Raw genomic sequence first — 24,941 nt, 5'->3', positions numbered from 1 at the left:
ACATACCAAAATATAATACACGTAAAGTTTTATGACATAAAATCTTGTTTTTTATTGTAAGCTTATAGTATCATGAGAGAAATTTTGAAATTCTAATAGAGCTTGATCATGTCAATCCGTCTACTAAGCTATGTATCCAAGCCTAAAAGGGGTGAGCTCTCTGATCCAGTTTCGCAATGTCAACAAGCATTACGGTCACTTCCATGTACTCAAAGACATCAATCTTCAAATTAAGGAGGGCGAGGTCGTCGTAATCATCGGTCCCTCCGGCTCGGGTAAAAGCACCCTGCTTCGCTGCATCAATCGTCTGGAAACGATATCGGATGGGGAGCTGATCGTTAACGAGGTCCCTGTACATGACAAAAAGATTGATATTAATGCCTTCCGCCGCAACATCGGGATGGTGTTCCAACATTTCAATCTGTATCCACACAAAAAGGTGATTGAAAACATTGTACTGGCACCTATGAAGGTACTGGGCATCTCGAAAGAAGAAGCTACTCAAACAGCCATCACCTATCTAAAGCGCGTCGGAATCGAAGAAAAGGCACAAAGCTACCCCGCCCAATTGTCCGGTGGACAGCAGCAGCGGGTCGCGATCGCCCGTGGGCTCGCGATGAATCCAAAAATTATGTTGTTCGACGAGCCTACTTCAGCACTTGATCCCGAAACGATCGGAGAGGTACTGGATGTTATGCGCTCGCTCGCCCATCAGGGCATCACAATGGTCATTGTCACTCATGAAATGGGCTTTGCACGTGAAGTAGCAGACCGCGTGATTTTTATGGACAAAGGACAGATTTTGGAAGACAGCCAACCTGCCGAATTTTTTCAGAATCCGGGTGAAGAACGGGCTCGCCTGTTCCTGAGCCGTCTGATTCATCATTAAACAGACTACCAATGTAGCGTAAATCGAAAGGGGAATGTTCTGATGAGAAAAAGATTTCAATGGAGTACTTTGGTGCTGGTAGCTTTATCTTGTCTGCTCGTCTTGGCAGGCTGTGGAGGCAAAGAAGGAGCGGCAACGTCGGGGAATGAGTCTGCAGCAGCCAACGGGCTGGAAGCGATCAAACAGCGTGGCAAACTGGTCGTTGGTGTGAAATACGATACCAAGCTGTTCGGACTGAAAGACCCGGCTAGCGGAAAAGTAGAAGGCTTTGATATCGACATCGCTAAGGCTGTAGCCAAACATATTTTTGGCGATGAAACCAAACTTGAACTAAAAGAGGTCACGTCCAAAACACGAATCACCTTATTGCAAAACGGGGACATCGACGCCATTATCGCGACGATGACCATTTCGGATGAACGTAAAAAGCAGGTTGATTTCAGCGACGTTTATTTTAACGCCGGGCAGTCTCTGCTCGTGAAAAAGGGGAGCCCCATCACCGGGCTGGAGTCTCTGACCCCAAAAACCAAGGTGCTCGCCGTGAAAGGCTCTACCTCCGCCAAAAATATCCGCGAAAAAGCACCTGAAGCAACGATATTGGAATTCGAAAACTATCAGGATGCTTTCAACGCCCTCAAAGCAGGTAAAGGAGAAGCCTTGACTACGGATAACTCTATTCTGCTCGGCATGCAGCAGCAAGACCCGAATTATACTCTTGTAGGCGGGAACTTCACAGAGGAACCTTACGGCATTGCAGTGAAGAAGGGACAACCCGAACTGCTGCAAGCCATTAATGATACGCTCAAGGAACTGAAAAGCAACGGTGAATACGATAAGCTCCACGAGCAATGGCTTGGGGTTAAACCCGAATAGTATTCTTGTGAAGGAGCCGCGATTGCGAGCTCCTTCCTTTCTTAGGTCTGGATAAGGAGGTAAATTCGCAGATGCTTACTTTTGATATCAACATACTTTTTGATCATAGCGACCGTTTCAGAGAAGGCTTGCTTCATACCGTTCAAGCTAGTGTCATTGCCTTGGTTGGAAGCTTTATTCTGGGGGCTATTATTGCCATCCTCCGAATTGCGCCTTTTAAATGGCTGAACTGGATCGGTACCGTCTATGTAGAGGTCATCCGCAATATCCCATTGCTGATCGTCGTACTGTTTTTTTATCTCGGGCTTCCCACTTTGGGCATCCCTTTGGACGGATTCGTATCTGGAACGCTTGGATTGACCGTATACACAGCCTCCTTTATTGCTGAAGCCATACGTGCCGGCATTCAATCTGTGCCCAAGGGGCAATTTGAAGCGGCAAGGTCCTCCGGGTTGAGTTACAACCAGACGATGATCAGCATTATTTTACCGCAAGCCATCAAAATTGTACTGCCTGCGATCGGCAACCAATTCATTAATCTGGTCAAAAACTCTTCCGTGCTGGCTATTGTGGCCGGACTGGACCTAATGTATTACTCGGACCTCATTAACTCGGATACCTTCCTGCCCATCACAGTCTACGCCATCACGGCGCTGTTGTATCTTATCTTGACGGTTCCGCTTAGCTTTCTTGTACTATATATGGAACGGCGTCTGTCCAAAACATCCTAAGGAGGGAAGCCCGTATGGATTTCGGTGGATTGTTTGTATGGCCTAATGTGCGTTTTATACTGGAGGGCTTCCTGCTCACGCTGGAGGTTGCTATTTACTCTATCGTGTTCAGCTTCGTTCTCGGTATCTTATTCGGCATCCTGCGCTATACTCGCTTACCTGTCATTTCACAGGTTGCAGCCTTTATCATTGATCTCATTCGCAATCTTCCATTATTGCTCATTATTTTCTTCATCGGTATGGTTTTACCATCCATCGGATTGTCGATTTCCCTCAAGTGGGCAGCCATTACAGGCCTGTCGATCTTCGAGGGAGCCATGATCGCCGAGATTGTGCGCAGCGGTCTGAATTCGGTCCATAAAGGACAGGTGGAAGCCGCACGTTCCTCCGGTCTAAGCTACTCTCAAACCTTATGGCATATCATTCTGCCCCAAGCGCTTCGTCGCATGGTGCCCCCGATTGTCAGCCAGTTCATTTCCCTATTCAAGGATACCTCACTGGCTGTCATTATCAGTTTGCCGGAGCTGACGCATAACATTCAGATTGTCGGTGGGCAAAATCAATCCTTTGTCATTCCAGCCCTGCTGTTCGCAGCTTTCCTGTACTTTGCTGTCAATTACAGTATGTCACTGATTGCACGCAGGCTGGAAGTTCGTACACATTAAAGTTCGTGATACTCATCAGCGTTGCCACTAGTTGGAACGCACTGTTAGTACAGCTTGTATCTTTTCAATTAATCGCTTCAATGCTTCTCCCTGATAACGGCCAGACCGATAAATCAACTCTAGCTGACCCTGGAGCACGCCGCACAAAATAGGTACAGTGCAAAATTGTGAGCGATCCAATTCTGCCGCAAGGGACTCCGTCTGCAGGGTTACGGCAAGTCCCTCCTGCACCCAGTGCAGGATTGAAGGTATGGAATTTGTCTCCAAGACGGTTGCAAAGGGATACCCGCGATCCCGGAAGCACTTCTCAATCAGCTTCCTGCCGGGATGACACTCTGGCTGCATCGCCCACGATACATGCCTCAATTCGTCCAGCGTAATGGAAGAACGGTTGGAAAACACATGCTCTACCGGAACAACAAGACAGTAGTTCTCCGTACGAAGAGGAAGCTGGACAAGCCTTTCATCCGTACCCGAATGCAGCGTAATGCCAACATCCATTCGGTTATCCAGCAGCTGTTCTGTTACATCAAATGATGGATGGATGTGCAGGCTGACTCTAGGAAATGACTGATGAAAATGGATAAGCATTTCTTGCAATGGTTCCTCCAGCTCCGATAATGCAATACCAATCCGCAAACTCCCGCGTTGCTCGGTACGCAACTCCTCAATGGAAGCCTTTGCTTGCTGTAAATCCTTGAGCGCATGTGCACTGTGTTGCAGCAACAATTTCCCGGCATCTGTCATTTTAATTTTCTTGCCTGCACGGTCAAAAAGCGTCATGCCCAATTCCTCCTCCAGCGCCTTAATTTGCAAGCTAAGCGTGGGTTGGGAGATTCCGATCTTTTCCGAAGCTTTCGTAAAATGTAGTTCCTCGCATACGGCAATGAAGTATTGAAGCTGACGTATTTCCGTCTTCCTTCTCCCCCTTCGAGAATCCCCAGAATGATTGCATGAAAAGGTCAAAAGAAGCGCAAGATCGGATCAATCCGGTTCGCGCTTCTTCAGGTTATTGCGCTTTTTTAGATTATTGGGCTACTTCGGCTTTTTCCGCAGTCAACGTAATATTCGCAAACGTGTCTGCATCATACTCCTTGCCACGAGTAATATCGTAATTGGCTACCCGATTATTCACTGCCTCTAACGAGTAACGGAATAACGTCGGTACGATGGGTGCCTCCTCGCTCATATACGCCTGCCACTGATTGTATATATCTTTACGATAATTGTCGTCAAAGGCTTTCACAGACACCCCTTCCCGCAACAGCTTATCATTCTCTTCACTGGTAAAGCGCGAGTAGTTAAAGCTGGCTCCGCGTCCATACAGCCCACTAGGGTTTACATCTGTACCTGTACTCCATGCGCCGCCAAAAATATCAATGCCGGGGTCATCCTTTTGCACACGGTCATAGAAAGAATTGAACTCAAGCAGACGACCGTCCACCAGCTCGACATGAAGTCCGACATCCTTCCAATTTTGCAAATAAAACTTCGCCAGCGATTCGGCTGTCGCATCCCCGCTCATTGCTGCATAATGGAGTACCAGTTCCTTGCCCTTAGGGTCCTCACGGTATCCATCTCCATTGGTATCCACATATCCTGCCTCGTCCAGCAGCTTTTTCGCCTTGTCTGGATCATACGCAATGCCCTTCGCATTCACATCATGATATCCCTTAAAGGCAGGCGGAACCAGGGATGTTGCTGGAATCCGAAGTCCATGATAGAGCTGCTTGCCGACCTGCTCATTATTCAGCGCATAGCCGAGGGCCTGACGCAATGACTTGTTCGCCAGCTTGGCGTTCGGGTCCATGATATTTAGATTCTTGGCCTGATCGAATTTGCCCATCTTAAAGCCTACATAGCTATAAGATAATTCCTCCTGACCGAGAAACTGTACATTTTTCGGATTGCTGGCCTCATTGTAACGGGTGGTTGGATAGCTGGCCCAGTCGACTTCTCCACTTTTCAGCGCCTCGGTAATGACATTCGGGTTCACCACCTTCAGATGAAGGCCATCTAACTTGGGCGCACCGCGGAAATAATCTTCATTTTTGACGAATTCCACAGATTCACCTGTGACCATAGATTTAATTTTGAATGGCCCATAGCCAATCGGATTTTTACGAACAGGATCAGATCCGGCCATATCTTTCACGGGAATATTCTGAAATACCTTTTTCTCCAGTGGTGTAGACCAAAGTCCCGATTTCACCGAAGGATTAGGTTCCTTGAAATGAATGGTAACCTCTTTCTCATTCAGCACCTTGATGCCAGAAATGGTTTTGGCCTTACCCGCGTGATAATCCTCCATGCCCACAATGTTGGTCATAAAGCTATCATAACGCGGACCTTCGTAGTCTTTATGACCAATCACTTCATAGGAAAAAGCATAGTCCTCTGCCGTTACGGGATTACCATCCGTCCAGTTCAGCTTGGGATCAATTTTGACAGTCACAGCCTTATTGTCTGGGGAAAAGGAAATCGTCGCCGCCCCTTTATCGTCAATATTTAGATTGGAGTCAATCGAAAACATAGAAGGGTAGAAAAACTGGAAGACTTCAAAATCAGGATTGCCATCATAAAATACAGGATTCAGAATACCTTCAAAAGGGGTATCAGACACGAGTGCATAATTGATGGTGCCACCCTTAATCGGCGCCTTATCGTTCTTGATCGCCTTCGCCAGCGCTGTCGCATTCACCTGCTTGCTGTCGGACCCTGAGCCGCCTGTACCGTCAGACGATTTCCCTCCATTTGAAGCGGAAGGCGAACCGCTGCATGCGGCCAGTGAAAGCACCAAAATTGCAGATAGAACAGGCAGAATCCCTTTTTTCCAGCGTTTAACCATTGTAAATCCCTCCTTGTTATTGTCCTTATCCTTGAACTTCGGTTAACCCAATCGTTGTCTGGCATCCGTGGCGCGTTTGAGCGCCTGACCAATAAAGTTAATCGCCAGCATTAACACCAAAATAAGCAGTGATGCAGGCAACCACATCCACCAGCTATTCTGCAAAACATCCGGGTCATTGGCATAACTCACCAGTGTACCCAAGCTTGGAGTAGATTCCGGTAAGCCAAAGCCGAGATAAGAAAGCCCGGTCTCAATCCCGATATTTCCCGCGAGGCTGAGGGTCAGGTTGACGATCACGACCGAGCTAAGATTGGGCAGCACGCCAAACCAGATGATTTTCCAATTGGGTGTGCCAAGGGTTTTGGAAGCCTGCACATAATCCAGTTCGCGCTCCGACAACACCTTGGCTCGAATCAGACGTGCTTTCCCAATCCATAAAAAGGCAGTCATAATGAAAATAAAGGACCCTATGCCGCTTTTGGGTACAATGCTGACAAATACGATGACCAGCATCAAAAACGGAAGCACCAGAATAAAATCAATGATTCGCATGATGATGTTATCGACCAGTCCCCCATAAAAACCAGCCAGCAAACCTAACGTTAAGCCAATAGCCGCGGATAACAATGTAATCGTAAAGCCGATGGTGAAGGAATTGCGGGCTCCAATGACCAGCTGACCGAAAATATCCCTGCCCGCTCGATCTGTCCCCAGCCAATGCACTGAGCCTGGAGCTTCACGGATCGCGCCCAAATCGACCGTCGTGACTACATCCTGATTTACAAACAGGACAGAGGCATATATAAAGATCAAGAACAGAATTACAAAACCAATGGAAACCAAGGACATTTTGTCACGCACCAGCTCACGACGCAGTACAGACCAACTGGATGGTGATTTATGAATGATTTCCGGCGTGAAGACCTCCTCCACCTGTATAGACACCATAATCCCTCCCTTTCTCTAGACTTGTTCGCTATTCAATTCGAATGCGGGGATCGACTTTGCTTAGGATGACATCAGATAAAAGAGTTCCTAATAGCGCCAAGAAGCCAGAGATCATGACCAGCGCGTTCACGACTGAAAAATCCCGTTGAGTGATGGACTGGAGAAATAATTGGCCCAACCCCGGATAACCGAAAATAGATTCAAGAAAAATATTGCCTGCAATTACTCCCGTCAGGTCATAGCCCAAAAAGGCAGCAATCGGCAATAGAGAGTTTTTGAAAATATGGCGGGAATAAATTTTACCTTCGGGTACCCCTTTGGAACGCGCTGTTTTCACAAAATCCTTCAGTCTTGTGTCAATGACCTCATTGCGCAAATACTGAATCGTAGCCGTTGTACTGAGCAATGCGCCTGTAACCGCCGGTAAAATGAGATGATACGACTTGTTCACGTAATATGCCCATGTCCCCGGCTCCACGCCTACATCCACACTGCCGCTGGTTGGAAACCAGCCGAGCCTGAATCCGAATACGTACAGCAGCAACAACGCGAGTATAAATAGAGGTGTCGCAAAGCTGAGATAGGTATAGCCCACTACGGTTTTGTCCAGCAGACTATGCTGATAACGACCGCTGAGTACGCCGAGCGGGATGGCGATCAGATACGTCAGAACCAGAATGACTACGCCCAGAAAGAACGTGTTCCCCAGACGGCTGCCAATCAGATCGGTAACGCTAATTTTATGTACATAAGATTTGCCCAGATCCCCGTGAGCAAGCTGGACGAGCCAGTTCCCATACTGCATCCACACCGGGTCATTCAGTCCCAGTCTTTGTCGCTGCTCTTCCAGTGCGGCCGGATTCAGATTGGGTGTCGAAGTAATAAGTCCTGTCAGGGCATCCCCCGGCATAGCCTTAGCCAGGAAAAATATAAGCACGCTCAGTGCAAAAAGTTGAGGGATCATAACCAGCAGCCGACGCAGTGTAAATTTCCACATTTCTGTACCCCCCTTATGGTAGTGCGACTTGATGGGATGGACTTACTGATTTTAGTGCAAACGGTTTTCCACTCGCGTCTAGATGTTTGGGTAGCTCTGTTTTGTAGGAGGATAAAAGCATTCGCCTTTTTCGAGCATTTTCCAGCCGTTTTGTAGGATCAATATTGGGAATGGTTGCAATGAGGCGCTGGGTATACAGATGCTGTGGACGCTCATAAATATCTTGCTCGCTCCCCTGCTCCACTAGACGGCCCCGATACATAATACCGATTTGGTCGCACATATGGCGGATAATACCTAAATCATGGCTGATGAACAAATACGTCAAATTAAATTCCTGCTGCACATCCTTCATAAAATTAAGCACCTGTGCCTGCACGGAAACGTCCAGTGCTGACACTGGCTCATCAGCAATGATCAGCTTGGGGTTTAATGTCAGCGCACGCGCGATCCCGATCCGCTGTCGTTGCCCCCCGGAAAATTCATGCGGATATTTATAGGCTGCATCGGCGTTCAAGCCGACCTTTTCCAGCAACGTCTGTACTTTTCTCCGTTCTTCCTCACTACTCAGCCTTTCAAAATTTCGCAGCGGTTCAGCAATGACATCCAATACGCGCTTACGCGGGTTAAGCGAAGAGTATGGGTCCTGAAAAATCATCTGAATATCTCTACGCAATGGATGACGATTGTTACTACTTAGAGCTGCAAGGTCCTTTCCTTTAAACAAAATCCGTCCGCTCGTCAGCTTATTTAGACCGATGATCGTCCTGCCTGTCGTCGTTTTCCCACAGCCAGATTCCCCCACCAGCCCGTAGGTCTGGCCTGCCTCAATGCTGATCGACACGCCATCCACTGCTTTCACCTGATCGATAACACGCTGGAAGAAACCACCGCGCACCGGATAGTGCACCCTCAAATCATTTAACTCCAGTAGTGCCATGAGCAGCCTCCCCCTTTGCCTCGTCTTCAAAATGAAAATGCTGATAACATGTACAACGGACCCAATGTCCAGGGGAAATTTCATTTAATTGGGGATGGTCTTCATGCACCCTCTGCTGAATCCAGGGAATACGTGGAGCAAAGCGGCAGCTATTGCGGGGGATATCTTGTAATGAGGGAACAATGCCGCCGATGACATGCAGTGATTCCCCCTTGGTATGCGATCCCGGCATGGAAGCAAGCAAAGAACGCGTATACGGATGCTGTGGATGCCTGAATAATTCAAAAACATCAGCGCTCTCCACGATTTCTCCGGCATACATGACCACCACGCGGTCGGCTACTTCTGCCACAACACCAAGATCGTGCGTAATCAGGATAATACCGCTCCCAGTCTCCTGTTGAAGTTGTTTGAGCAAGTCGAGAATTTGCGATTGGATCGTTACATCGAGCGCAGTCGTCGGCTCATCTGCAATAATAAGAGAAGGTCGGCAAGCTATGGCAATCGCGATCATCACACGCTGCCGCATCCCTCCTGACAGTTCATGCGGATACTGATCATACACACGCACTGGATTCGGTATATCTACACTTTCCAGCAGCTCCAGCACACGTTCCCTTTTTTGCTTCGTAGATAGTGACGTATGATAATCAAGATTTTCCTCAATCTGCTTGCCAATGCTCATCAACGGGTTGAGTGCTGTCAACGGGTCCTGAAAGATCATGCCAATTCCCGCTCCGCGGATTTTATTCATTTGCCCTGAGGAAAGACGGTTCAAGTCCGTTCCTTTAAAAAAGACCTCCCCCTCTACACGCGTGCGTTCCATGTCATGCAGTTGCGGGATCGAAAGCGCTAACGCGCTTTTGCCACAGCCGGATTCTCCGACTACAGCCAGCACTTCATTGGGGTTGACCGTCAGATCCAGATGGTCGACTGCGGGGTGATATTGATCCTGGATGCGAAAAGATACGGATAATCCTTTAATTTCCAACACAGGTTCGGTATTCAATGCGCGCTTCCTCCATTCTCCATGGTCTTGTCCCGCTTATTCTCACCATGTTTGATGTTTAAAACCTCTCATGAACATTACATACCGTTTTTGTCGGAATAATTTGAATACATCCTATCACCAGTATATGGATATATCAATTAAGATTATGCTATCAACATCATTTAAAAAATCAATGATCCAGCAATAGTGCGGCCTTTCTGGCACAAAATGTAATGAAATAACCAACCACAGGTTAATTTTCATCACAAAAAAAGTCGCCTGATCCCTCAGCAGGGATCAAACGACTAACTAACCCAAGCTCACATTGAGCTCCTGACAATATAATTTACGAAGCCGCTCCATAGGAGCCAGACTTGAATGTTCTAGGATCGTACCATTTGTAGCCTGCTGCCGGAGCAGACCAAGGCTCAGGCTGTGGTTCCGTGGACGCCGCAGGCTCTTCGAATGGCAGAAGCTTCGTTGGTTGATCCAGAGTCAAACCTGCCACATCGGACAATTTCGTGTAGTCCTGCTTCCATGCAAGCCATTGAACCGTTTGCACCAGGAAGGTTGAATCATCCACTTCTTTGAAGCCATCATATGTCTTCTTCGACTGTCCGTTTTCCTCACGCACATATTTCGGTGTAGCATCTTCTACAGGGGAAGAATCACCGATGAATGCTGCCTTGCCTTGGCCTACCTTGGAGATAGCGGCATAAGGTCCTTCCGCACGGCCCCCGCCGTTATAAACCCCCTGATCTACCGCATTACCCCATTTTTTCGTGCCTGAAGGGATGTAAGCAATGCCTTTAGCCTTGGTAGGATCAATAATAGCCAGCGTAGATCCTGCATGCATGGCAATCGAGCGCACACCCTTGGTAATACCGAAAGATTGATCTGCGGCTACAATGTCGGTAGCATTCACATCACCGAGCGCATTGTAACGGAAACGAACGCCAAAGTTGGCCGCCAGCCAATCGGAGCTTGTTAATCCTTGCATTGCCGGTGATGCAGCCTCTTCTGCAGTCATGCCTTTGGCCGGATTAGTATAGGCTCCACGACGGTAGCCATTCATAACCTCGGAGGAATCCCAACGGTTTTTGTTACGATCTGCATTATAATGATCGGAGATGAAGAAGACGCTCCCTCCGTTATTCACGTATTGCAGCAGGGCAGCCTGCTCGGATGCCTTAAAGGCAACATTCGCTTCACCAATAATGAACACATCATATTGGCGCAGCTTGTCATAGGTTATGGCCTGCTCTCCATAAGTAAAAGGAATGGGACGATTTAATGGGTCTACCGTAAAGCCTACATTACGCAGTCCATTGGCAAAGTCGGAGAAGGCGCCTTCAATGACCCAATCTGCTGCACCAGCGGTCTGTGCGTGCGTATTATCGAACAGCACCTTTTTGCCTTTTCCATCCGGCAATGTAGTACCGGGTTGACCCGGGTTGCCAGGTTCAGGTTCACCAGGTTCACCTGGTTCCCCCGGCTCGCTTCCGTTCACCAGTTCAACAGCGCTTGGGCTTTTCACTCCACCAAAATTATTGTAGGCGCCGAGTGTACCCGTCACACGGATTTTGCTGCCAATCAGCTCAGGATGGCCTGTTAGCCCAAATTGCCCTCTGTACGCGGATGTCAGCTGTACATCCAATAGATTAGACGTGCTACGTTCATTGGCCTGGTCGGCAATCAGTACGTTAAAATCATTCGCAAACGGAGAAGAAAAGTTAGCCGTTTTCGATCCGGTAGCATGTCCGACGATATAACCTTCTACCGTCACCGTACCTCCACTGCTTTGGCCCTGAAGTGCTTCGGCTACTGTCAATGCTCCCTCTGCCTTGACCTGACCGAACGGAACGAAGATCCCGATCAGCAGTGAAACGATCGCTGCTAGATGCAGCATCCCTTTTAAGCGTGAACCTGTGAACCGCAAGCCTTTTACCATACGTCAATATCCCTCCTATGATTTCCATAAATGTACTTGTCCTCTATCAGATTAGCCGCCAATCTTCTAATTCCTTCCTGATTTCATCCATAATTATGTAAACTTTAATCTTTTTTATTGGAAATGCACCTGTTTATGTAAAAATTAAACCCTGTGATTGACACCGAGCACGTCATACATTACGCTAAGAAAGACATGTAGAACGGTATACGCGAATGAAGATGACGGGAGAGTCTGTCCAGGGGGCTTACACTCTGGCGGCACCGAAGGAGCAAGACGCCAGCACCCGGCTGGCGGATAATCTCTCAGGTCCATGTATCGTCATCTGACGCAACTCTGGAGAGAGCGCAAGCCACCCAAGGGGTAAGGCGGTAAGAACACCGCACGAAACTCTCAGGTAACGAGGACAGAGATAAGGGAAACTTCCTTATCCTGTCCTTTTTTGTGCTCACATTGTGCGTCAGCATTAGGAACCGTCATAACCGCGCAAAGACGCGGAAATACCATATAGTATGGTATTAGAACATACAGGGGGCCACACCATGCGTTTCAAAGATGTATTTTCTATTATCGGCCCGGCCATGACCGGACCTTCCAGTTCACACACCGCAGGCGCGGTGCGACTCGCACGCGTTGCCCGGCACTGGCTCGGGGCGCAGCCTGACCGTGCCCGTATGACACTGTACGGCTCCTTTGCCGATACGTATAAAGGACACGGTACGGATCTGGCGCTCATCGCAGGACTGCTTAATTACGATACGGACGATCACCGGATTCCAGATGCCGAGCAATGGGCCGAGCAAGCCGGGATGACCGTGGAATTCGCCGTCAGTGGACTCCCCGCTCCTCATCCGAACACCGTCCGTTTCGAGTTGTGGAAGGGCGAGGATCAGCGCACACTGCTGGGCTCCTCCATCGGCGGCGGCAGCATCCATGTCCAGCAACTCAACGAATTCCGGGTCAATCTGACCGGGGAGCTGCCTACGCTGGTGCTTCTCCACTCGGATAAGCCCGGTACATTGGGCGCAATAACTTCAGCGCTGGGCGCGGCCCACATTAACATTGCCTATATGCACGTAGATCGCAAAGGCCGGGATGGTGAAGCACTCACCGCCATTGAAACGGACAGTTCTGCTCCAGCTGAACTGATTGCGGAACTGCGTTCTTTACCTCATATGTATGAAATTAAGATGATTAATTTGAAAAAAGGAGCTGAATCCGATGCGGTTTAGCCATCTGCATGAGATCAGCGCTTTATGCGCTGAAGAATCCACCACGATTGGCCGCTTGATGATTCAAGAGCAGGTACAAGAAACGAATACAACGGAGGAAGAAATCTTTCGCCAAATGTCTGATTATTATGAAATCATGAAGGAAGCCGTTCATCGCGGTCAGACACAAGCCACCGTATCCCGCAGTGGATTGACGGGCGGCGACGGCAAGCGCCTGGCCGAGTATCTGCGGTCAGGGGAGACCTGCTCCGGTGATGCCTCCGCGCTCGCCATGGCTTATGCCCTCTCCGTGTCGGAGGTTAATGCATCTATGGGTCGCATTGTCGCCACTCCTACCGCAGGCTCATGTGGGGTTATCCCTGGTGTGTTCATCAGTGCGCAGGAACGGTTCGGCTGGGATGATGAGCATATGGTGAACGGCCTATTCGCCGCTGGAGCCATTGGCTACGTGATCGCCAACAACTCCTTCATTTCTGGCGCGGAGGGAGGCTGTCAGGCTGAGATTGGCTCAGCTATCGGGATGGCCGCTGGCGCTATGGTCGAGCTGCGCGGTGGTACGCCTGAACAAGCTGTTCACGCCGTGGGCCTCGCTCTTAAGAACACGCTCGGCCTGATTTGCGACCCCGTCGCCGGACTCGTGGAGATTCCGTGCATCGTGCGCAACGGGCTGGGAGCCGTGACTGCGCTTGCCGCAGCGGACATGGCTTTGGCGGGTGTGCGCAGCGCTATTCCGTCTGACGAAGTCATTGACGTGATGCTTGAAGTCGGCAGCGCGATGCCGTCGAAGCACCGCGAGACCGCCAAAGGCGGCTTGGCTCAGACGCCGACTGGCAAGCGTTTGACCGAATCACTTACACGCAACGCATCAATCAAGAAGAATAAGTCGTAATTTCTAAGCTTTAAACCAATTACTTTTCCTCTATAAAACAAGGCGACTACCTCTCCCCTACATTGTCCTAGGGAAAGAGAATTCGCCCTTATAAAGAAAAGAGCAAGCATATCGTCGCTGGACGTATGCTTGCTCTTTTTCTTTTTAGTCGGGTTACAGATTACTGAACGGTTACCTGTATCTTCGTCATTTTACCTGCATATTTCACAGTAATTACTGCTTTGCCCTTGCCCTGTGCCTTAATGTTACCGTCTTTGACGGTCGCCACAATAATTCTGGACGAGGACCAGACAGCCGGTTTGGAAACATCCTTCTCCGACTCATCCTTATACGTGGCTGTAGCCGTAACCTTAGCCAGCTGTCCTGCCTTCAAATTCAAGGCGACTTCGTCTGTTTGCAAATATTTAAGCGTATCAACATCTACAGGTACGCTGATGATCTTCCCGCCGAACTTCGCCTGAATGTTAGCTTTACCGTAGCTGACCGCGGTAACCTGACCCTTTTTAACAGTGGCTACCTTATAATTGGACGTTTTCCATTCAGCTTGGGTTGTAACATCCTTTTCTTTACCATCGCTCGATTTAACCACAATCGCGATGGTTTTTTGATCTCCAGATTTGAGCGATAGCGCGATTGCATCCGCTTCAATCTTTTGCGCTACGTCCACTTCTACCGTAAACGTAATGTTTTGCTTGCCATATGAAGCAGTCACAGTTGCCTTACCACTACCATTCGCTTTGATCAAACCTTCGCTAACTTCAACCACTTTTACATTGCTAGTTGTCCAGGTGGCATCCTTGGTTACATCTGTTTTTGTACCACCACTCTTAACTCCTGTTACTTTCAGCTGCTTCGTTTCCTGAGCACCAAGCGCAATTACACGCGAGTCTGTTTCCAGACGGTCTACAAGGCCCACTTGTACGTTAATTGTTAGTTTTTTGCCATTATAGGTCGCTGTAATAACCGCTTTACCAGCAGATTTACCCGTAATCGTCCCTTTGGACACAGAGGCAATATCTTCCGCGCTTGAAGCCCATTCTGCATCCTGTGTTACATCTTCCTTACGCCCATCCGCATAAGTAGCCGTCAAAGTTGCAGTATAGTCCTCATTAATATCAATTGTTGCCGTTTTGGAGGACAGAGACAGATCCCCGGGTACATTTACGGATACCGTAGCTGTAGCTGTTTTGCCGCCATAAGAAGCGGTGATGGTAGCCTCACCTGTTTTATAACCTGTGACTTCCCCCGCGCTGACAAAAGCGATATCTTCATTGCTGGACTTCCACTCTGCCTTACTTGTGATATCTTCTTCCGTACCTGTTACGTACGTTGCGGTCAGCTTGAGCTTTTTGGATTCCTTGGCATTCAAGCTCAGCTTGTCCTCGCTCAAATCCAGAAATCTAGAGGTTTCGACATCTGTCTTGATCGAAACGGTCTTATCTCCATACTTAGCGGTCACCGTTGCCGAACCCGCACCGATGGCCATAATCGTTCCTTTATTCACCGTTGCAATTTTTTCATCGCTTGATGCCCAAGTAGCTTTATCCGTGATATCCGTTACTGTTCCATCCGGGTAAACAGCAGAAACCTGTATTTTTTTAGATTCATCCAGACGGAGAAAAATATTGGATTCGCTGGCTTTCAGCTTATTCGTTTGATCGACATCCACCGAAATCGTAGCGGACATCGTGCCATATTTACCTGTAATTGTCGCCTTTCCCGCGCTATAGCCGGTAATGGTGCCTTTCAGTACATCCGCCACAGCTGCATTGCTGGAGCTCCACTCAGCGGACTCTGTCACGTCCTGTACCGATCCATCCGGGAACGTCGCTGAAAGTTTAACCTTCTCAGTATCCTTCAGCAAAAGAGAAACCTCTGATGAACTGACATCAAGACGTTTAACTTGCTCTACCTGTACAGCAATGGTTACGGTCTGCTGACCATATACGGCCTTAATATTGGCTGTACCTGCTCCCTGAGCGGTAACCAAACCGTTAACTACAGTTGCAACCTTTTGATTATCCGAGGTCCAAGTAGCATCACCCGAAACCTGAGCTGTTGTATTATCACTGTATGTCGCTGTCAAATCAACCTGTCCTGTACCGCTTGAACGCAAGTTCAGGCTTTGTACACTAGATGTCAGCGCCTTAACCTTTTTCGTTACATGTACCTGAACCGATTGTACCTTATCTTTATAGGTCGCAACCACGGTGGCTTCCCCTTCAGCCTTGGCCGAAACTGTACCATTATACACAGTAGCAATAGCTGTGTTATCACTTTTCCAATCCGTGCTTACGGTTACATTTGAGGTTGTCCCATCACTAAAAACAGCCGTAGCCGTCAATGCAGCTGTATCCCCCTGTTGCAAAGTTACCTCGTTAGACGAAAGGACAATCTTGGAAAGCACTGCTTCTGCTGCAGATGCAAACCCTGCATATGATGTAAAACTTGAAATCAGGATGACCAACGCCAGAAAACCGGACCATCTATTCTTCAAAATCTAATTCCCTCCCATTTCAAAACTTAAATTAAGGATTTCGCAAAATCCTTATACCTACGTTTTATGTCGTCATATGGAAAAGAATAGTTTAGGCTTCAAGGGAAATTTGGTCCTTATTAACTAGATCATTTCTGATAAAGATTTAGACATTACAATTTGTGTATCTTCAGGGCCATAGTGAAGAGTTTTCACAACAGATCCACAATCCCGCATTTATAAACAGCTATAAGCTGCCGCGCGAACTCTCAAATGATGGTACTCTTCCATATTGGGATCGAGCTGATGCATATATACGACGGAGAATTGTTCGCTCGGATCTATAGAAACCCAGGTGCCTGCCATTCCCGTCCAGCCAAATTCTCCAATCGAGCTGTTTGCATGCCCAACCGCTTTATCCATTAACGTGCGCACACCAAGTCCATAGCCATAACCTGTATGGTATGAATTGGTGAAATCCGATAGTTGAGCTGTATTCAGATGATTGGTGCGCATTAAATCAATGGTTTTTCTCCCCAATAAGTTCACACCGTTTACCGTGCCGCCATTTGACATCATTTGTGCAAATGTGAGGTAATCTTTGACTGTCGAATATAAACCTGCGCCTCCGCCTTCATATATAGCATCTGGCTGATGATATTCATCCAGGAAACCCTCCATTTTTTCAAGTTTTCCGGCGTCTTTCCGTTGATACATGGAGGCCATCCGCGATTCAATATCTCCACGATAACGGTAACCTGTATTGTTCATTCCAAGTGGATCAAAGATTTCATCCTTTAAAAATTGTCCTACTGATTTACCTGAAATCACTTCAATAAGGCCTGCAACAAAATCATGACCATATCCGTATAACCAGCGTGTTCCGGGCTCAAACGCAAGTGGAACTTCAGAAAGCGCTTCAATTTCTGTGCGTAGGTCATATTTCCCCTGCTTTTCCTTTAATCCTGCAATGGCCTTCTGCATAGCTTTTCCTGTTTCTGAAGACTCGGAAGCGTAAGGAAGACCCATACTCATATTGAATATATGCTTAATTAAAATGGGATTCTCTTCCTTATCCACGTAGGTGTATCCGTTAGGAGCGGTTTTGAATACATGCGCATTACGATATTCGGGAAAATATTCATACAAGGGTTCATTCAACAAAAATTGCCCACGTTCGTACAGCATAAGTGCAGCCGCACAGACAACAACCTTTGTCATGGAAAACAAGCGATACACTGTATCCTCAGTGATTGGCTTTCCGGCTTCCAGATCAGCATATCCATGATACCCTTCATACAACACTTCACCATTCTGGGCAATGGCACAACCGCAACCTGCCGGCCCATTTACTATAAATTGTTGCAATAGCTGATCTACCTTGTCAAAACGAGACATATTCATCCCTCCTATTTTTCCTTCAAAAGAAACAAGCTTCCCCTCGCGCTCTAATTCTTGTTCCAACAAGTTCAGCGTGATTTCTTGTAAGCGCTTATTCCCTCGCATTTATTTTAACGGTAAACTTGGTAAATACATAGATTATTTATCATAATCAGATGGCTTTACATTAACAGCTCAGCCACCGTTTCCTTCCAGCGATGAATCACCGATTCCGGTTCCTTGAGACGAACCGTGACACCTGTCAAAATATCCGCATATTGGGCCGAATCCTCTCTGGCTGCAAAAACATGAGCCGCAAATCGCTCACGTACATGCTTGGCTCCGGGCAAAGCAGGCAGATGTTCCAGTGACAACCGCACATAATGCGCCTTCCCCCCGGTAAACACCGCAAGCGTCGCCTTCCCAGTGCGGATCATGTTGCCCGTCGTGGTTGTACCCGGCCATAGGGCCAGACGCAAATTCCCCTCGTCCAGCGCTACAACTTCGCCCACACTAATCATCGCTATGTGCGGCCACTGATCTTCCGTGACCGTCAGCAGCATCATGGCTTCATGCTGCTTGTTCTCCAATGCCTTGCCGTCCAGTAGCGTGAACAGTTCCTTACCGATCCTTGGTGTCTGCATGAAGTATAATCCCCTTTACTTTTGGCCTATAACTTCAAAGTACCATAATTTACGGCTACTTACGAACGACCCTATAACCGCTCTGGAATAGGAGGAACATGAGCAGCATTCGGAATATCTTTGGGGTTTACCTTGAACGCCGATTTATACTTTGCTGGATCCGTAATGCTATCCGGTTCTGAGGTTCGCCATGTGAACAGGCATACAGGGCACAACAAAACCTCCCAGGCATCTTTAACCGGCGAATGGGAAACAACTTCTGAACGATTGGACTCACAACGGGGACAAATATGCATCTGTCAGCACTCCTTTAATCTTTCTTTGTTTTTTTAAAATATTTAGCGAAGCATTTGGCTCAACTTTTTCTCCCATTCCGCTACACCCAGCGGGGAATCGAGCGGCTGCGAGTAATGGCCTCTAATATCCGGTGCTACAGGTGTCGTCGCATCCAGTATCATTTTGTGCGTCATACCTGCCGGATCAGAGCCGGGGTCAAGCGGTAAAATAGACAAGCCAGGAACAATGACAGCATCATGCTTTGGATGAAGCTTGGTGGATAAAGCCCACATGACTTGCGGCAGATTGAACGGATCGACCCCCTCGTCCACCACAATCACCAGCTTGCAATACCCCAATCCATGCGGAGTCGTTAACGCACGCATTCCCACAGCCTTCGCAAAGCCGCCATACCGGGTTTTCGTGGAAATAATAGCGACCAGCCCATGCGTATACATAGCATTAACGGCTACGATTTCATTAGGAAAAGCATCCTTAAGCTGCTGAAACAACGGTACACTTGTATTCACACCGATCATATAATCCGTTTCCGTCCAAGGCATCCCGATGTACAGATGCTCAAAGATAGGCTGTTTGCGGTGATATACACGATTAATCTGGATGACTGGCATCGCGCGACCGCCGGAATAGTGACCTGTGAATTCACCGAATGGACCTTCATACTCACGTTCACCTGCCAACACTTCGCCCTCCAAAATGACCTCGGCTCCCCAAGGCAGATCCAGATCTGCGTCCTTCGCTTTGACCACACGATAAGGCTCACCCTGAATGGCCCCAGCCATCTCATATTCGGATTGATCGTACAGCAGCGGTGTAGAAGCAGCCGTTGTAATAACAGGCTCACATCCGAGGGCAATAGCCACCTTCAGATTTTCGCCGCGTTCCTCAGCCTGACGGATATGGATCGCAATATCATGCTGTGGTACAGGCTGGATGCCCAAACGGTTCTTTCCTTTCACCTGCATCCGGTACAAGCCGACATTTTGCTTACCGTAGGTGTCCGGGTCATCCAGATCGCGTGAAACTAAAATCGCTTTGTCCAGATAAAATCCTCCGTCCCCCTGGTTCAAACGAAACAACGGCAAAATATCAAACAAATTAATATCCTCTGTAATCTCGACTTCATGAAAAGGAGCCGTTTCTTCCCGCTTCACGGGCACCGGAAATTGTTCATAGCGTCTGGCGAACTCAAAAAACTGCTCCTTCAGCGGCGTATTTTTTGGCATTCCCATCATAAGGGCATGATTGGGCCAGGAGCCCATCACATTCATTGCAATACGAGCATCCGTATATCCATAGATATTGTTGAAAAAGAGAGCAGGTGTCTTATCACCAAGATTGCTTAATGCTTTGTTAGCTGCCGCCAGGTCTGGCTCCGGCTTTACCTCGTCGCTGATCGTGAGTAGTTGTCCCTCTTTTTCCAAGGTGTTTAGAAAATCGCGAAAGTCTTTATAAGCCATCATTCATTCTCCTTCGTCTTTCGATTTCTCAATTCTGGTGCAGTCTGGAGTCAGTTTGCTTCATTCCATCCCATCGTTTGGCTGCGGCTGTGACGATACCGAACTGATCTAATACGCGAAAAACAATATGATCTACCAATTCCTCGATACTTGCAGGATGATTATAAAAGGCAGGCATCGGCGGCAGGATCATCACGCCCATACGTGACAGCTCCAGCATATTTTCCAGATGGATACTGCTTAATGGTGTTTCCCTGGTCATGAGCAGTAGCTTCTTTCGCTCCTTCAGCATCACATCCGCTGATCGGGTGAGCAGGTTGTCCGCCATACCGATACGAATAGAGGCAAGAGTCTTCATGCTGCAAGGAGCGACGACCATACCGTCTACCCGAAAGGAGCCGCTGGAAATACGCGCAGCCTGATCCTTATACGAGTAGACTGCATCCGCCATTGCCTCCACTTCCTTCACCGTATAGCCTGTCTCATAGGGAATGTTCGCAATAGCCCACGGGGATAGTACCAGATGGCTTTGAACTCCAGCCTCTCGTAATTGTTGCAATATACGGATACCAAAGATCGACCCTGTCGCTCCCGATATTCCTACAATCATTTTTTTCATATGTCCCCTCCTTCCACTCCATCGTTTTATGTTCACCCATGCATTACTGTCAAAAATTATACGCCTGTTCCCTGCACACGAAAAATATATATAATATATGTAATACATACTTTAAAAGTATCCTAATTGAAGCGTTGTTTAGAAATAAGGAGGAATCCCAATGGATATGAAGCATCTGTATTACTTTTGTGTCATCGTGGAGGATGGGCAAATCACCAAGGCTGCCAGAACGCTCAACATGGCCCAGCCTCCACTGAGTCAACAACTCAAAAATATGGAGGACGAGCTTGGCGTAAAGCTGATTTACCGTGAAGGAAAGAAGTGGGAAGTTACCGAGGCCGGGTATACACTGTATACACGCGCCAAACGATTATTGGCTGAAATGGAGGACACCTGTAGAGAAATTGGGGAGTTTGAAAACAAAGTAACCGGCACACTTGCTATAGGCACGTCATCCGCCTGTATGTCTCTGATTACTGAACAACTCAGCCGCTTTCATCAAGATTATCCAGAGGTATACATTAAAATAGGACACGGAGACACACATCATCTGGAAGAGCTGCTGCACCAAAATAAAGTGGATCTGGCCCTGTTGCTGCTTCCGGTAGATGACAAATCGTACCATTCAATTGAGTTGGAGGGCGTTTCCTTTGTTGCCGTACTTCCGTCTGAATGGGCAGATCGTCATCCCAGTGGGGAAATTACGTTACAAGAAGCTGCCAACTATGACCTCTTGCTGGGACGCCGAACAGAGGGACACGGACTATACGAAACCGTCATACGCAAATTTCAGGAACACCATCTTGTTCCGCGCGTCGTACTGGACTGTCCTGAAATATCGACCATTCTCTCGCTCGTTTCCACAGGCATGGGAATTACCATCATTCCAGACGCTGGCTTGGGACAAGAATACGGGGACAGATTTCGCACACTCTCCATTAAGGAGCCGTTCCCCTTCACACGGCCTGCCGTCGTATGGCGCAAGGATCGTTATTTATCCAATGCAGCTCGCAAATTGGTTGAACTGCTACAAGCTGAAAACACAAAAAAGACTGTTCCCGAGTAGATGCTCTACCGCTCTACTCCTGAAACAGTCTGATGCTGGATAAACTTCCTTCATTCGGTCGTTGATATCGCCTTACTTGACTCCCTGATGTCGATACTCGGTTGGAGTCATTCCACATTTGCGCCGGAATACCTGTGTAAAATGCCGCATATCCTGATAGCCGATCCGCTCTGAAATATCAGCCAGCCGCAAATGAGGATCACTGAGCAACCGCTTCGCCTCCTCCATACGCAAGGAAATGACGTAATCCTTATAGCCTTGTCCCGTCTTTTGCTTAAATAACTGGCTAAAATACACCGGATTTAAAAATACAATTGAGGCCACTTTTTCAAGTGACAGCTCCTCTGTAAAGTGAGCCCGAATGTATTGCAACGCCACATCTACCGTATGCATGCCTTTGCGGAGACATTCTCCTGTATCCGTTGCTGCGGCTGCAATCTCCTCTGGCGTACGTCTTAGCCGCGCCACCTCTTCAGGTATGGAAGCAAAATTGTGATGAACACCCGAACGTGTAATTTGTAGGGGCACCTTCACATAACGCTTCAAATGGGATTCGAGCAACGTCTCTAGCCGTGCGGCCTCTGCCTCACTCCTTAGCCTTGCAATACCCAGCAGACTATGGCGGTCTAGACTAACGACAAAGCCGCTGCCCCCTGCCTCAACGAGTTCGGACAGTACATTTTCAATCATAAAATGCTCCAGATGTGTCTGCTTGTGATCAGGTTCCATGCGAACCATGAAGAGATGGAATTCCGGATAATTTTCGACAAAAGGCTGTATATCCAGCTTACCAGTATCCAATCCAAGGGCATAGCGCTGGAAAACGGCCTCACGCAAATAAACCATATTGGATTTGAGAAGCCTACCCTCGTTCGCCTGCTGCGAGGCTACAAGCGCCTCGGCTGCCAACATTTCAATGCATTCCAGCAGCTTTCTTTTACCAATCGGCTTTAACAGGTAGTCTTTGGCACCCAGCTTTACTGCTCTTTGTGCATAATGGAAGTCGGAATGGGCCGAAATGACAACCCACTGCAGATGAGGATGCTTTCGCTTAGAAATACGCATGAATTCCAGACCATCCATGCCAGGCATCAGGATATCAGTTAATACAATATCTACAGGATGCTCCGCCAGAATGCCTGCTGCTTCCTCGGTGGAAGCAGCGAGATGAATGCCGCAGGTGGGTAGAGCTTGGCCAATGGTACGCCGAATCCCCTGCCGTATCATACTTTCATCGTCAGCTATCAGAATATTCATGTTTCTCCTCCTTCTGTGGCAGAGGCACACTTACAGTGGCTGTTGTTCCGGCCCCAGGTGCGCTAGAGATCCGTAGGCCGTACTCTTCTCCGAACATGTGCCGTAGCCGTAAATTTAGGTTTTGCAGGCCGATGCCTCCCGCCTGCCCGCTGCCCGCCTGTTTGCCGGGTTCTGCCAAAGCGACCTGGACCACCTCCCATCGTTCGTACTCCATCCCTGCACCGTTGTCGATGATGTGCAGGCTCAATACACCCTCATATTCCTCCGCTCTGACGAGCAGCTTGCCACCTGTATTCGCATGAAGAGGCTCCAGTCCGTGCTTCACCGCATTTTCAATCAAGGGCTGTAAGGTCATTTTTGGCAAGCGGATATCCATCCATCGTTCATTAATGCTAATGTCTACAGATACCCTGCCCTCCAGCCGAGCTTGAATAATGGTGAGATAGTGGCCAACCTGCTCCACTTCTTCACGAAGGCTTACATCAGCCCCCTCTTCCCAATGGCTACTGTAACGGAACATATGGGATAAGGAGAGAATCACCTCTCCGAGCTGATCCTGTCCCTCTTCGTCCAGCATCCAATAGATCATATCCAGCGTATTATACAGAAAATGTGGATTGACCTGCGTCTGTAGCGCGTGTAGCTCCGCATTTTTTTCACTGACCGATGATATACGCACCAGCTCGATTAGCTCTGCAATTCGTCTTACCATATGGTTAAAGGAAGTAGCTAACTGATTGATTTCTTCATAGGATTTGGTGTTTACCGTATGGCGGAAATTCCCTGTCTCTACTCGCTTCATCTCCCGAATGACTCGCTTGAGCGGAAGGGAAATGCTTCTGGAGACGATGGACGCAATTAACGCCGACACAATAATAAGTATAGGTGCCACGATAAATAGGTACCTTTGATTTTGCACCAGCTCCACGTTCAGATCCTCACTAGGTGTCACACTAATCACAGACCAGTCGGCAAACGGCAACTTGGAAGCGATTACAACATTCTCATTACTTCGATTTACAATAACTTCCCCCTCTGGCACCTGCTGCTCTAGATTTCGCAAATCCGGTGGCGGATCAGGGGAAGTGGCCGACACAATTCGATTTTCATGACCCAGCAGATATACCTGACTATTGGTACCTAACCGCAAATTGTGGAGAGCCGACAAAACAGAACCCGGCTCAGCCTCAAACAGGACAATACCAATCGGCTTGTGCTCATCCAAATCATAGAGCTGCCGTCCAAACGCAAACACGGGTCTGGTTTCCACCTGATCAATGACAGAGTGAGGATACACGCCCAGCCATGCAATTTTTCCCGCCGACTTTCGAATTTCCTTATACCATTCCGTCTGTTCGTAATGAGTATCAATGACATTCATATAATTGCCATAGTTATATACCTTGCCTGTGTCTGTGATGACATGGATGCCAATCAGATCTTCACGCGAATAATAGATAGCCCCCAGAATATTCGTAATCGTACGTTCGTTGATGTAATTGACAGCAGGTAAATCACTATTATCCGTCGTCAACAGACGAACCAAATCCATATTGTTGCTGATTGATTTGGAGAGACTATTATAGCTGCCGAGCAACAATTCGAACAGTCCTGCCGTCTGGGATACATTTTTACGCGCCAGCTCGCTGACCTTATCATGGAACTGCACCGTAGTACGATTGTAAAATAATAGACTGACCGCCAGCACAATGCCCGACATGCTTAATAGGAACAGAACAAACAAGCGGTATTGAATGGATTGAAAACGGCGCATCATACCTCCCT

General features: G+C 48.0%; 22 protein-coding genes, 1 pseudogene and 1 riboswitch. Of the genes and pseudogenes, 7 read left to right on the top strand and 16 right to left on the bottom strand.

Translation table 11 applies throughout. The features are described 5' to 3' along the window. The first annotated feature begins 130 nt into the window (after window positions 1-130). The 4 genes from MHH57_RS01975 (at window position 131) to MHH57_RS01960 (ending at window position 3,158) form a co-directional block, all read left to right on the top strand. Entirely contained in the window at window positions 131-889 is a 759-nt protein-coding gene (locus MHH57_RS01975) for an amino acid ABC transporter ATP-binding protein (RefSeq protein ID WP_165178777.1), read from the top strand. A 42-nt stretch (window positions 890-931) separates the two neighbouring features. Beyond that, window positions 932-1,762, top strand: coding sequence for a transporter substrate-binding domain-containing protein (locus tag MHH57_RS01970; protein WP_342434765.1), 831 nt, complete (start codon window positions 932-934; stop codon window positions 1,760-1,762). Between the two features lie 71 nt (window positions 1,763-1,833). Further along, entirely contained in the window at window positions 1,834-2,493 is a 660-nt protein-coding gene (locus MHH57_RS01965; protein ID WP_342434764.1) for an amino acid ABC transporter permease, read from the top strand. Between the two features lie 14 nt (window positions 2,494-2,507). Beyond that, the gene (locus MHH57_RS01960) at window positions 2,508-3,158 is read left to right on the top strand and encodes an amino acid ABC transporter permease (protein WP_039270255.1); all 651 of its coding nucleotides are present in this window, start codon (window positions 2,508-2,510) and stop codon (window positions 3,156-3,158) included. Window positions 3,159-3,185: 27 nt separating this feature from the next. Here the strand turns inward: MHH57_RS01960 and MHH57_RS01955 are convergent, their stop codons facing one another. The 8 genes and pseudogenes from MHH57_RS01955 to MHH57_RS01920 form a co-directional block, all read right to left on the bottom strand. Continuing rightward, entirely contained in the window at window positions 3,186-3,941 is a 756-nt protein-coding gene (locus tag MHH57_RS01955; protein ID WP_342435157.1) for a LysR substrate-binding domain-containing protein, read from the bottom strand. A 6-nt stretch (window positions 3,942-3,947) separates the two neighbouring features. Then, window positions 3,948-4,124: pseudogene (locus MHH57_RS01950) on the bottom strand (LysR family transcriptional regulator); the annotation flags it as partial. Window positions 4,125-4,185: 61 nt separating this feature from the next. Beyond that, window positions 4,186-6,006: an oligopeptide ABC transporter substrate-binding protein gene (gene opp4A / locus MHH57_RS01945; RefSeq protein WP_342434763.1), complete on the bottom strand. Its 1,821-nt coding sequence runs from the start codon at window positions 6,004-6,006 to the stop codon at window positions 4,186-4,188. Between the two features lie 42 nt (window positions 6,007-6,048). Then, the gene (locus tag MHH57_RS01940; RefSeq protein ID WP_342419340.1) at window positions 6,049-6,957 is read right to left on the bottom strand and encodes an ABC transporter permease; all 909 of its coding nucleotides are present in this window, start codon (window positions 6,955-6,957) and stop codon (window positions 6,049-6,051) included. A gap of 28 nt (window positions 6,958-6,985) precedes the next feature. Further along, window positions 6,986-7,954 carry an oligopeptide ABC transporter permease gene (opp4B, locus tag MHH57_RS01935; protein WP_342434762.1) on the bottom strand — a complete coding sequence of 323 codons (969 nt, stop codon included), beginning with the start codon at window positions 7,952-7,954 and terminating at the stop codon, window positions 6,986-6,988. A gap of 13 nt (window positions 7,955-7,967) precedes the next feature. After that, window positions 7,968-8,894 carry an ATP-binding cassette domain-containing protein gene (locus MHH57_RS01930; RefSeq protein ID WP_029514666.1) on the bottom strand — a complete coding sequence of 309 codons (927 nt, stop codon included), beginning with the start codon at window positions 8,892-8,894 and terminating at the stop codon, window positions 7,968-7,970. Next, the gene (locus MHH57_RS01925) at window positions 8,872-9,903 is read right to left on the bottom strand and encodes an ABC transporter ATP-binding protein (RefSeq protein WP_069010731.1); all 1,032 of its coding nucleotides are present in this window, start codon (window positions 9,901-9,903) and stop codon (window positions 8,872-8,874) included. Before MHH57_RS01925 ends, MHH57_RS01930 begins: the two co-directional genes overlap by 23 nt. Before the next feature lie 328 nt (window positions 9,904-10,231). Then, entirely contained in the window at window positions 10,232-11,836 is a 1,605-nt protein-coding gene (locus MHH57_RS01920; protein ID WP_342434761.1) for a DUF6359 domain-containing protein, read from the bottom strand. A 326-nt stretch (window positions 11,837-12,162) separates the two neighbouring features. Next, window positions 12,163-12,256: riboswitch (glycine riboswitch) on the top strand. A gap of 122 nt (window positions 12,257-12,378) precedes the next feature. Here MHH57_RS01920 and sdaAB point away from each other — a divergent pair. After that, window positions 12,379-13,068, top strand: coding sequence for an L-serine ammonia-lyase, iron-sulfur-dependent subunit beta (sdaAB, locus tag MHH57_RS01915; RefSeq protein ID WP_069010729.1), 690 nt, complete (start codon window positions 12,379-12,381; stop codon window positions 13,066-13,068). Then, complete coding sequence (gene sdaAA / locus MHH57_RS01910) at window positions 13,058-13,957, top strand: L-serine ammonia-lyase, iron-sulfur-dependent, subunit alpha (protein ID WP_342434760.1); 900 nt, start codon at window positions 13,058-13,060, stop codon at window positions 13,955-13,957. The genes sdaAB and sdaAA overlap by 11 nt, the downstream gene beginning before the upstream one ends. Before the next feature lie 160 nt (window positions 13,958-14,117). Here the strand turns inward: sdaAA and MHH57_RS01905 are convergent, their stop codons facing one another. The 6 genes from MHH57_RS01905 to MHH57_RS01880 form a co-directional block, all read right to left on the bottom strand. Further along, the gene (locus tag MHH57_RS01905) at window positions 14,118-16,454 is read right to left on the bottom strand and encodes an Ig-like domain-containing protein (RefSeq protein ID WP_342434759.1); all 2,337 of its coding nucleotides are present in this window, start codon (window positions 16,452-16,454) and stop codon (window positions 14,118-14,120) included. Window positions 16,455-16,670: 216 nt separating this feature from the next. Next, window positions 16,671-17,831, bottom strand: coding sequence for a serine hydrolase domain-containing protein (locus MHH57_RS01900; protein WP_342434758.1), 1,161 nt, complete (start codon window positions 17,829-17,831; stop codon window positions 16,671-16,673). A 164-nt stretch (window positions 17,832-17,995) separates the two neighbouring features. Then, a complete protein-coding gene (locus tag MHH57_RS01895) occupies window positions 17,996-18,457 on the bottom strand; it encodes a hypothetical protein (RefSeq protein ID WP_029514659.1) in 462 nt (153 codons plus the stop codon). Window positions 18,458-18,528: 71 nt separating this feature from the next. Then, window positions 18,529-18,753: a non-oxidative hydroxyarylic acid decarboxylases subunit D gene (locus MHH57_RS01890; protein WP_029514658.1), complete on the bottom strand. Its 225-nt coding sequence runs from the start codon at window positions 18,751-18,753 to the stop codon at window positions 18,529-18,531. Between the two features lie 42 nt (window positions 18,754-18,795). After that, complete coding sequence (locus MHH57_RS01885; protein WP_029514657.1) at window positions 18,796-20,214, bottom strand: non-oxidative hydroxyarylic acid decarboxylases subunit C; 1,419 nt, start codon at window positions 20,212-20,214, stop codon at window positions 18,796-18,798. A 28-nt stretch (window positions 20,215-20,242) separates the two neighbouring features. Beyond that, on the bottom strand, window positions 20,243-20,833 hold the full coding sequence (locus MHH57_RS01880; protein WP_069010725.1) for a flavin prenyltransferase UbiX: 591 nt from the start codon (window positions 20,831-20,833) through the stop codon (window positions 20,243-20,245). A gap of 160 nt (window positions 20,834-20,993) precedes the next feature. On the opposite strand from MHH57_RS01880, the gene MHH57_RS01875 reads away from it, so the two are divergent. Next, the gene (locus MHH57_RS01875) at window positions 20,994-21,899 is read left to right on the top strand and encodes a LysR family transcriptional regulator (protein ID WP_069010724.1); all 906 of its coding nucleotides are present in this window, start codon (window positions 20,994-20,996) and stop codon (window positions 21,897-21,899) included. Window positions 21,900-21,971: 72 nt separating this feature from the next. Here the strand turns inward: MHH57_RS01875 and MHH57_RS01870 are convergent, their stop codons facing one another. Continuing rightward, on the bottom strand, window positions 21,972-23,156 hold the full coding sequence (locus tag MHH57_RS01870) for a response regulator (protein WP_029514654.1): 1,185 nt from the start codon (window positions 23,154-23,156) through the stop codon (window positions 21,972-21,974). Beyond that, entirely contained in the window at window positions 23,137-24,933 is a 1,797-nt protein-coding gene (locus MHH57_RS01865; RefSeq protein ID WP_340931217.1) for a sensor histidine kinase, read from the bottom strand. The genes MHH57_RS01870 and MHH57_RS01865 overlap by 20 nt, the downstream gene beginning before the upstream one ends. Between the last annotated feature and the right edge of the window lie 8 nt (window positions 24,934-24,941).

The sequence above is a fragment of the Paenibacillus sp. FSL H7-0442 genome (assembly GCF_038593105.1).
Lineage (GTDB): Bacteria > Bacillota > Bacilli > Paenibacillales > Paenibacillaceae > Paenibacillus > Paenibacillus polymyxa_D.
Note: the sequence above shows the minus strand (reverse complement) of the source record. Positions and strands in the feature narration are given on the sequence as shown.

Bases quoted from the DNA above. Each gene is read 5' to 3' on its own strand.
- MHH57_RS01975 (WP_165178777.1), top strand. From the start codon at position 131: ATGTATCCAAGCCTAAAAGGGGTGAGCTCTCTGATCCAGTTTCGCAAT.
- MHH57_RS01970 (WP_342434765.1), top strand. From the start codon at position 932: ATGAGAAAAAGATTTCAATGGAGTACTTTGGTGCTGGTAGCTTTATCT.
- MHH57_RS01965 (WP_342434764.1), top strand. From the start codon at position 1,834: ATGCTTACTTTTGATATCAACATACTTTTTGATCATAGCGACCGTTTC.
- MHH57_RS01960 (WP_039270255.1), top strand. From the start codon at position 2,508: ATGGATTTCGGTGGATTGTTTGTATGGCCTAATGTGCGTTTTATACTG.
- MHH57_RS01955 (WP_342435157.1), bottom strand. From the start codon at position 3,941: ATGACGCTTTTTGACCGTGCAGGCAAGAAAATTAAAATGACAGATGCC.
- opp4A (WP_342434763.1), bottom strand. From the start codon at position 6,006: ATGGTTAAACGCTGGAAAAAAGGGATTCTGCCTGTTCTATCTGCAATT.
- MHH57_RS01940 (WP_342419340.1), bottom strand. From the start codon at position 6,957: ATGGTGTCTATACAGGTGGAGGAGGTCTTCACGCCGGAAATCATTCAT.
- opp4B (WP_342434762.1), bottom strand. From the start codon at position 7,954: ATGTGGAAATTTACACTGCGTCGGCTGCTGGTTATGATCCCTCAACTT.
- MHH57_RS01930 (WP_029514666.1), bottom strand. From the start codon at position 8,894: ATGGCACTACTGGAGTTAAATGATTTGAGGGTGCACTATCCGGTGCGC.
- MHH57_RS01920 (WP_342434761.1), bottom strand. From the start codon at position 11,836: ATGGTAAAAGGCTTGCGGTTCACAGGTTCACGCTTAAAAGGGATGCTG.
- sdaAB (WP_069010729.1), top strand. From the start codon at position 12,379: ATGCGTTTCAAAGATGTATTTTCTATTATCGGCCCGGCCATGACCGGA.
- sdaAA (WP_342434760.1), top strand. From the start codon at position 13,058: ATGCGGTTTAGCCATCTGCATGAGATCAGCGCTTTATGCGCTGAAGAA.
- MHH57_RS01900 (WP_342434758.1), bottom strand. From the start codon at position 17,831: ATGTCTCGTTTTGACAAGGTAGATCAGCTATTGCAACAATTTATAGTA.
- MHH57_RS01895 (WP_029514659.1), bottom strand. From the start codon at position 18,457: ATGCAGACACCAAGGATCGGTAAGGAACTGTTCACGCTACTGGACGGC.
- MHH57_RS01890 (WP_029514658.1), bottom strand. From the start codon at position 18,753: ATGCATATTTGTCCCCGTTGTGAGTCCAATCGTTCAGAAGTTGTTTCC.
- MHH57_RS01885 (WP_029514657.1), bottom strand. From the start codon at position 20,214: ATGGCTTATAAAGACTTTCGCGATTTTCTAAACACCTTGGAAAAAGAG.
- MHH57_RS01880 (WP_069010725.1), bottom strand. From the start codon at position 20,833: ATGAAAAAAATGATTGTAGGAATATCGGGAGCGACAGGGTCGATCTTT.
- MHH57_RS01875 (WP_069010724.1), top strand. From the start codon at position 20,994: ATGGATATGAAGCATCTGTATTACTTTTGTGTCATCGTGGAGGATGGG.
- MHH57_RS01870 (WP_029514654.1), bottom strand. From the start codon at position 23,156: ATGAATATTCTGATAGCTGACGATGAAAGTATGATACGGCAGGGGATT.
- MHH57_RS01865 (WP_340931217.1), bottom strand. From the start codon at position 24,933: ATGATGCGCCGTTTTCAATCCATTCAATACCGCTTGTTTGTTCTGTTC.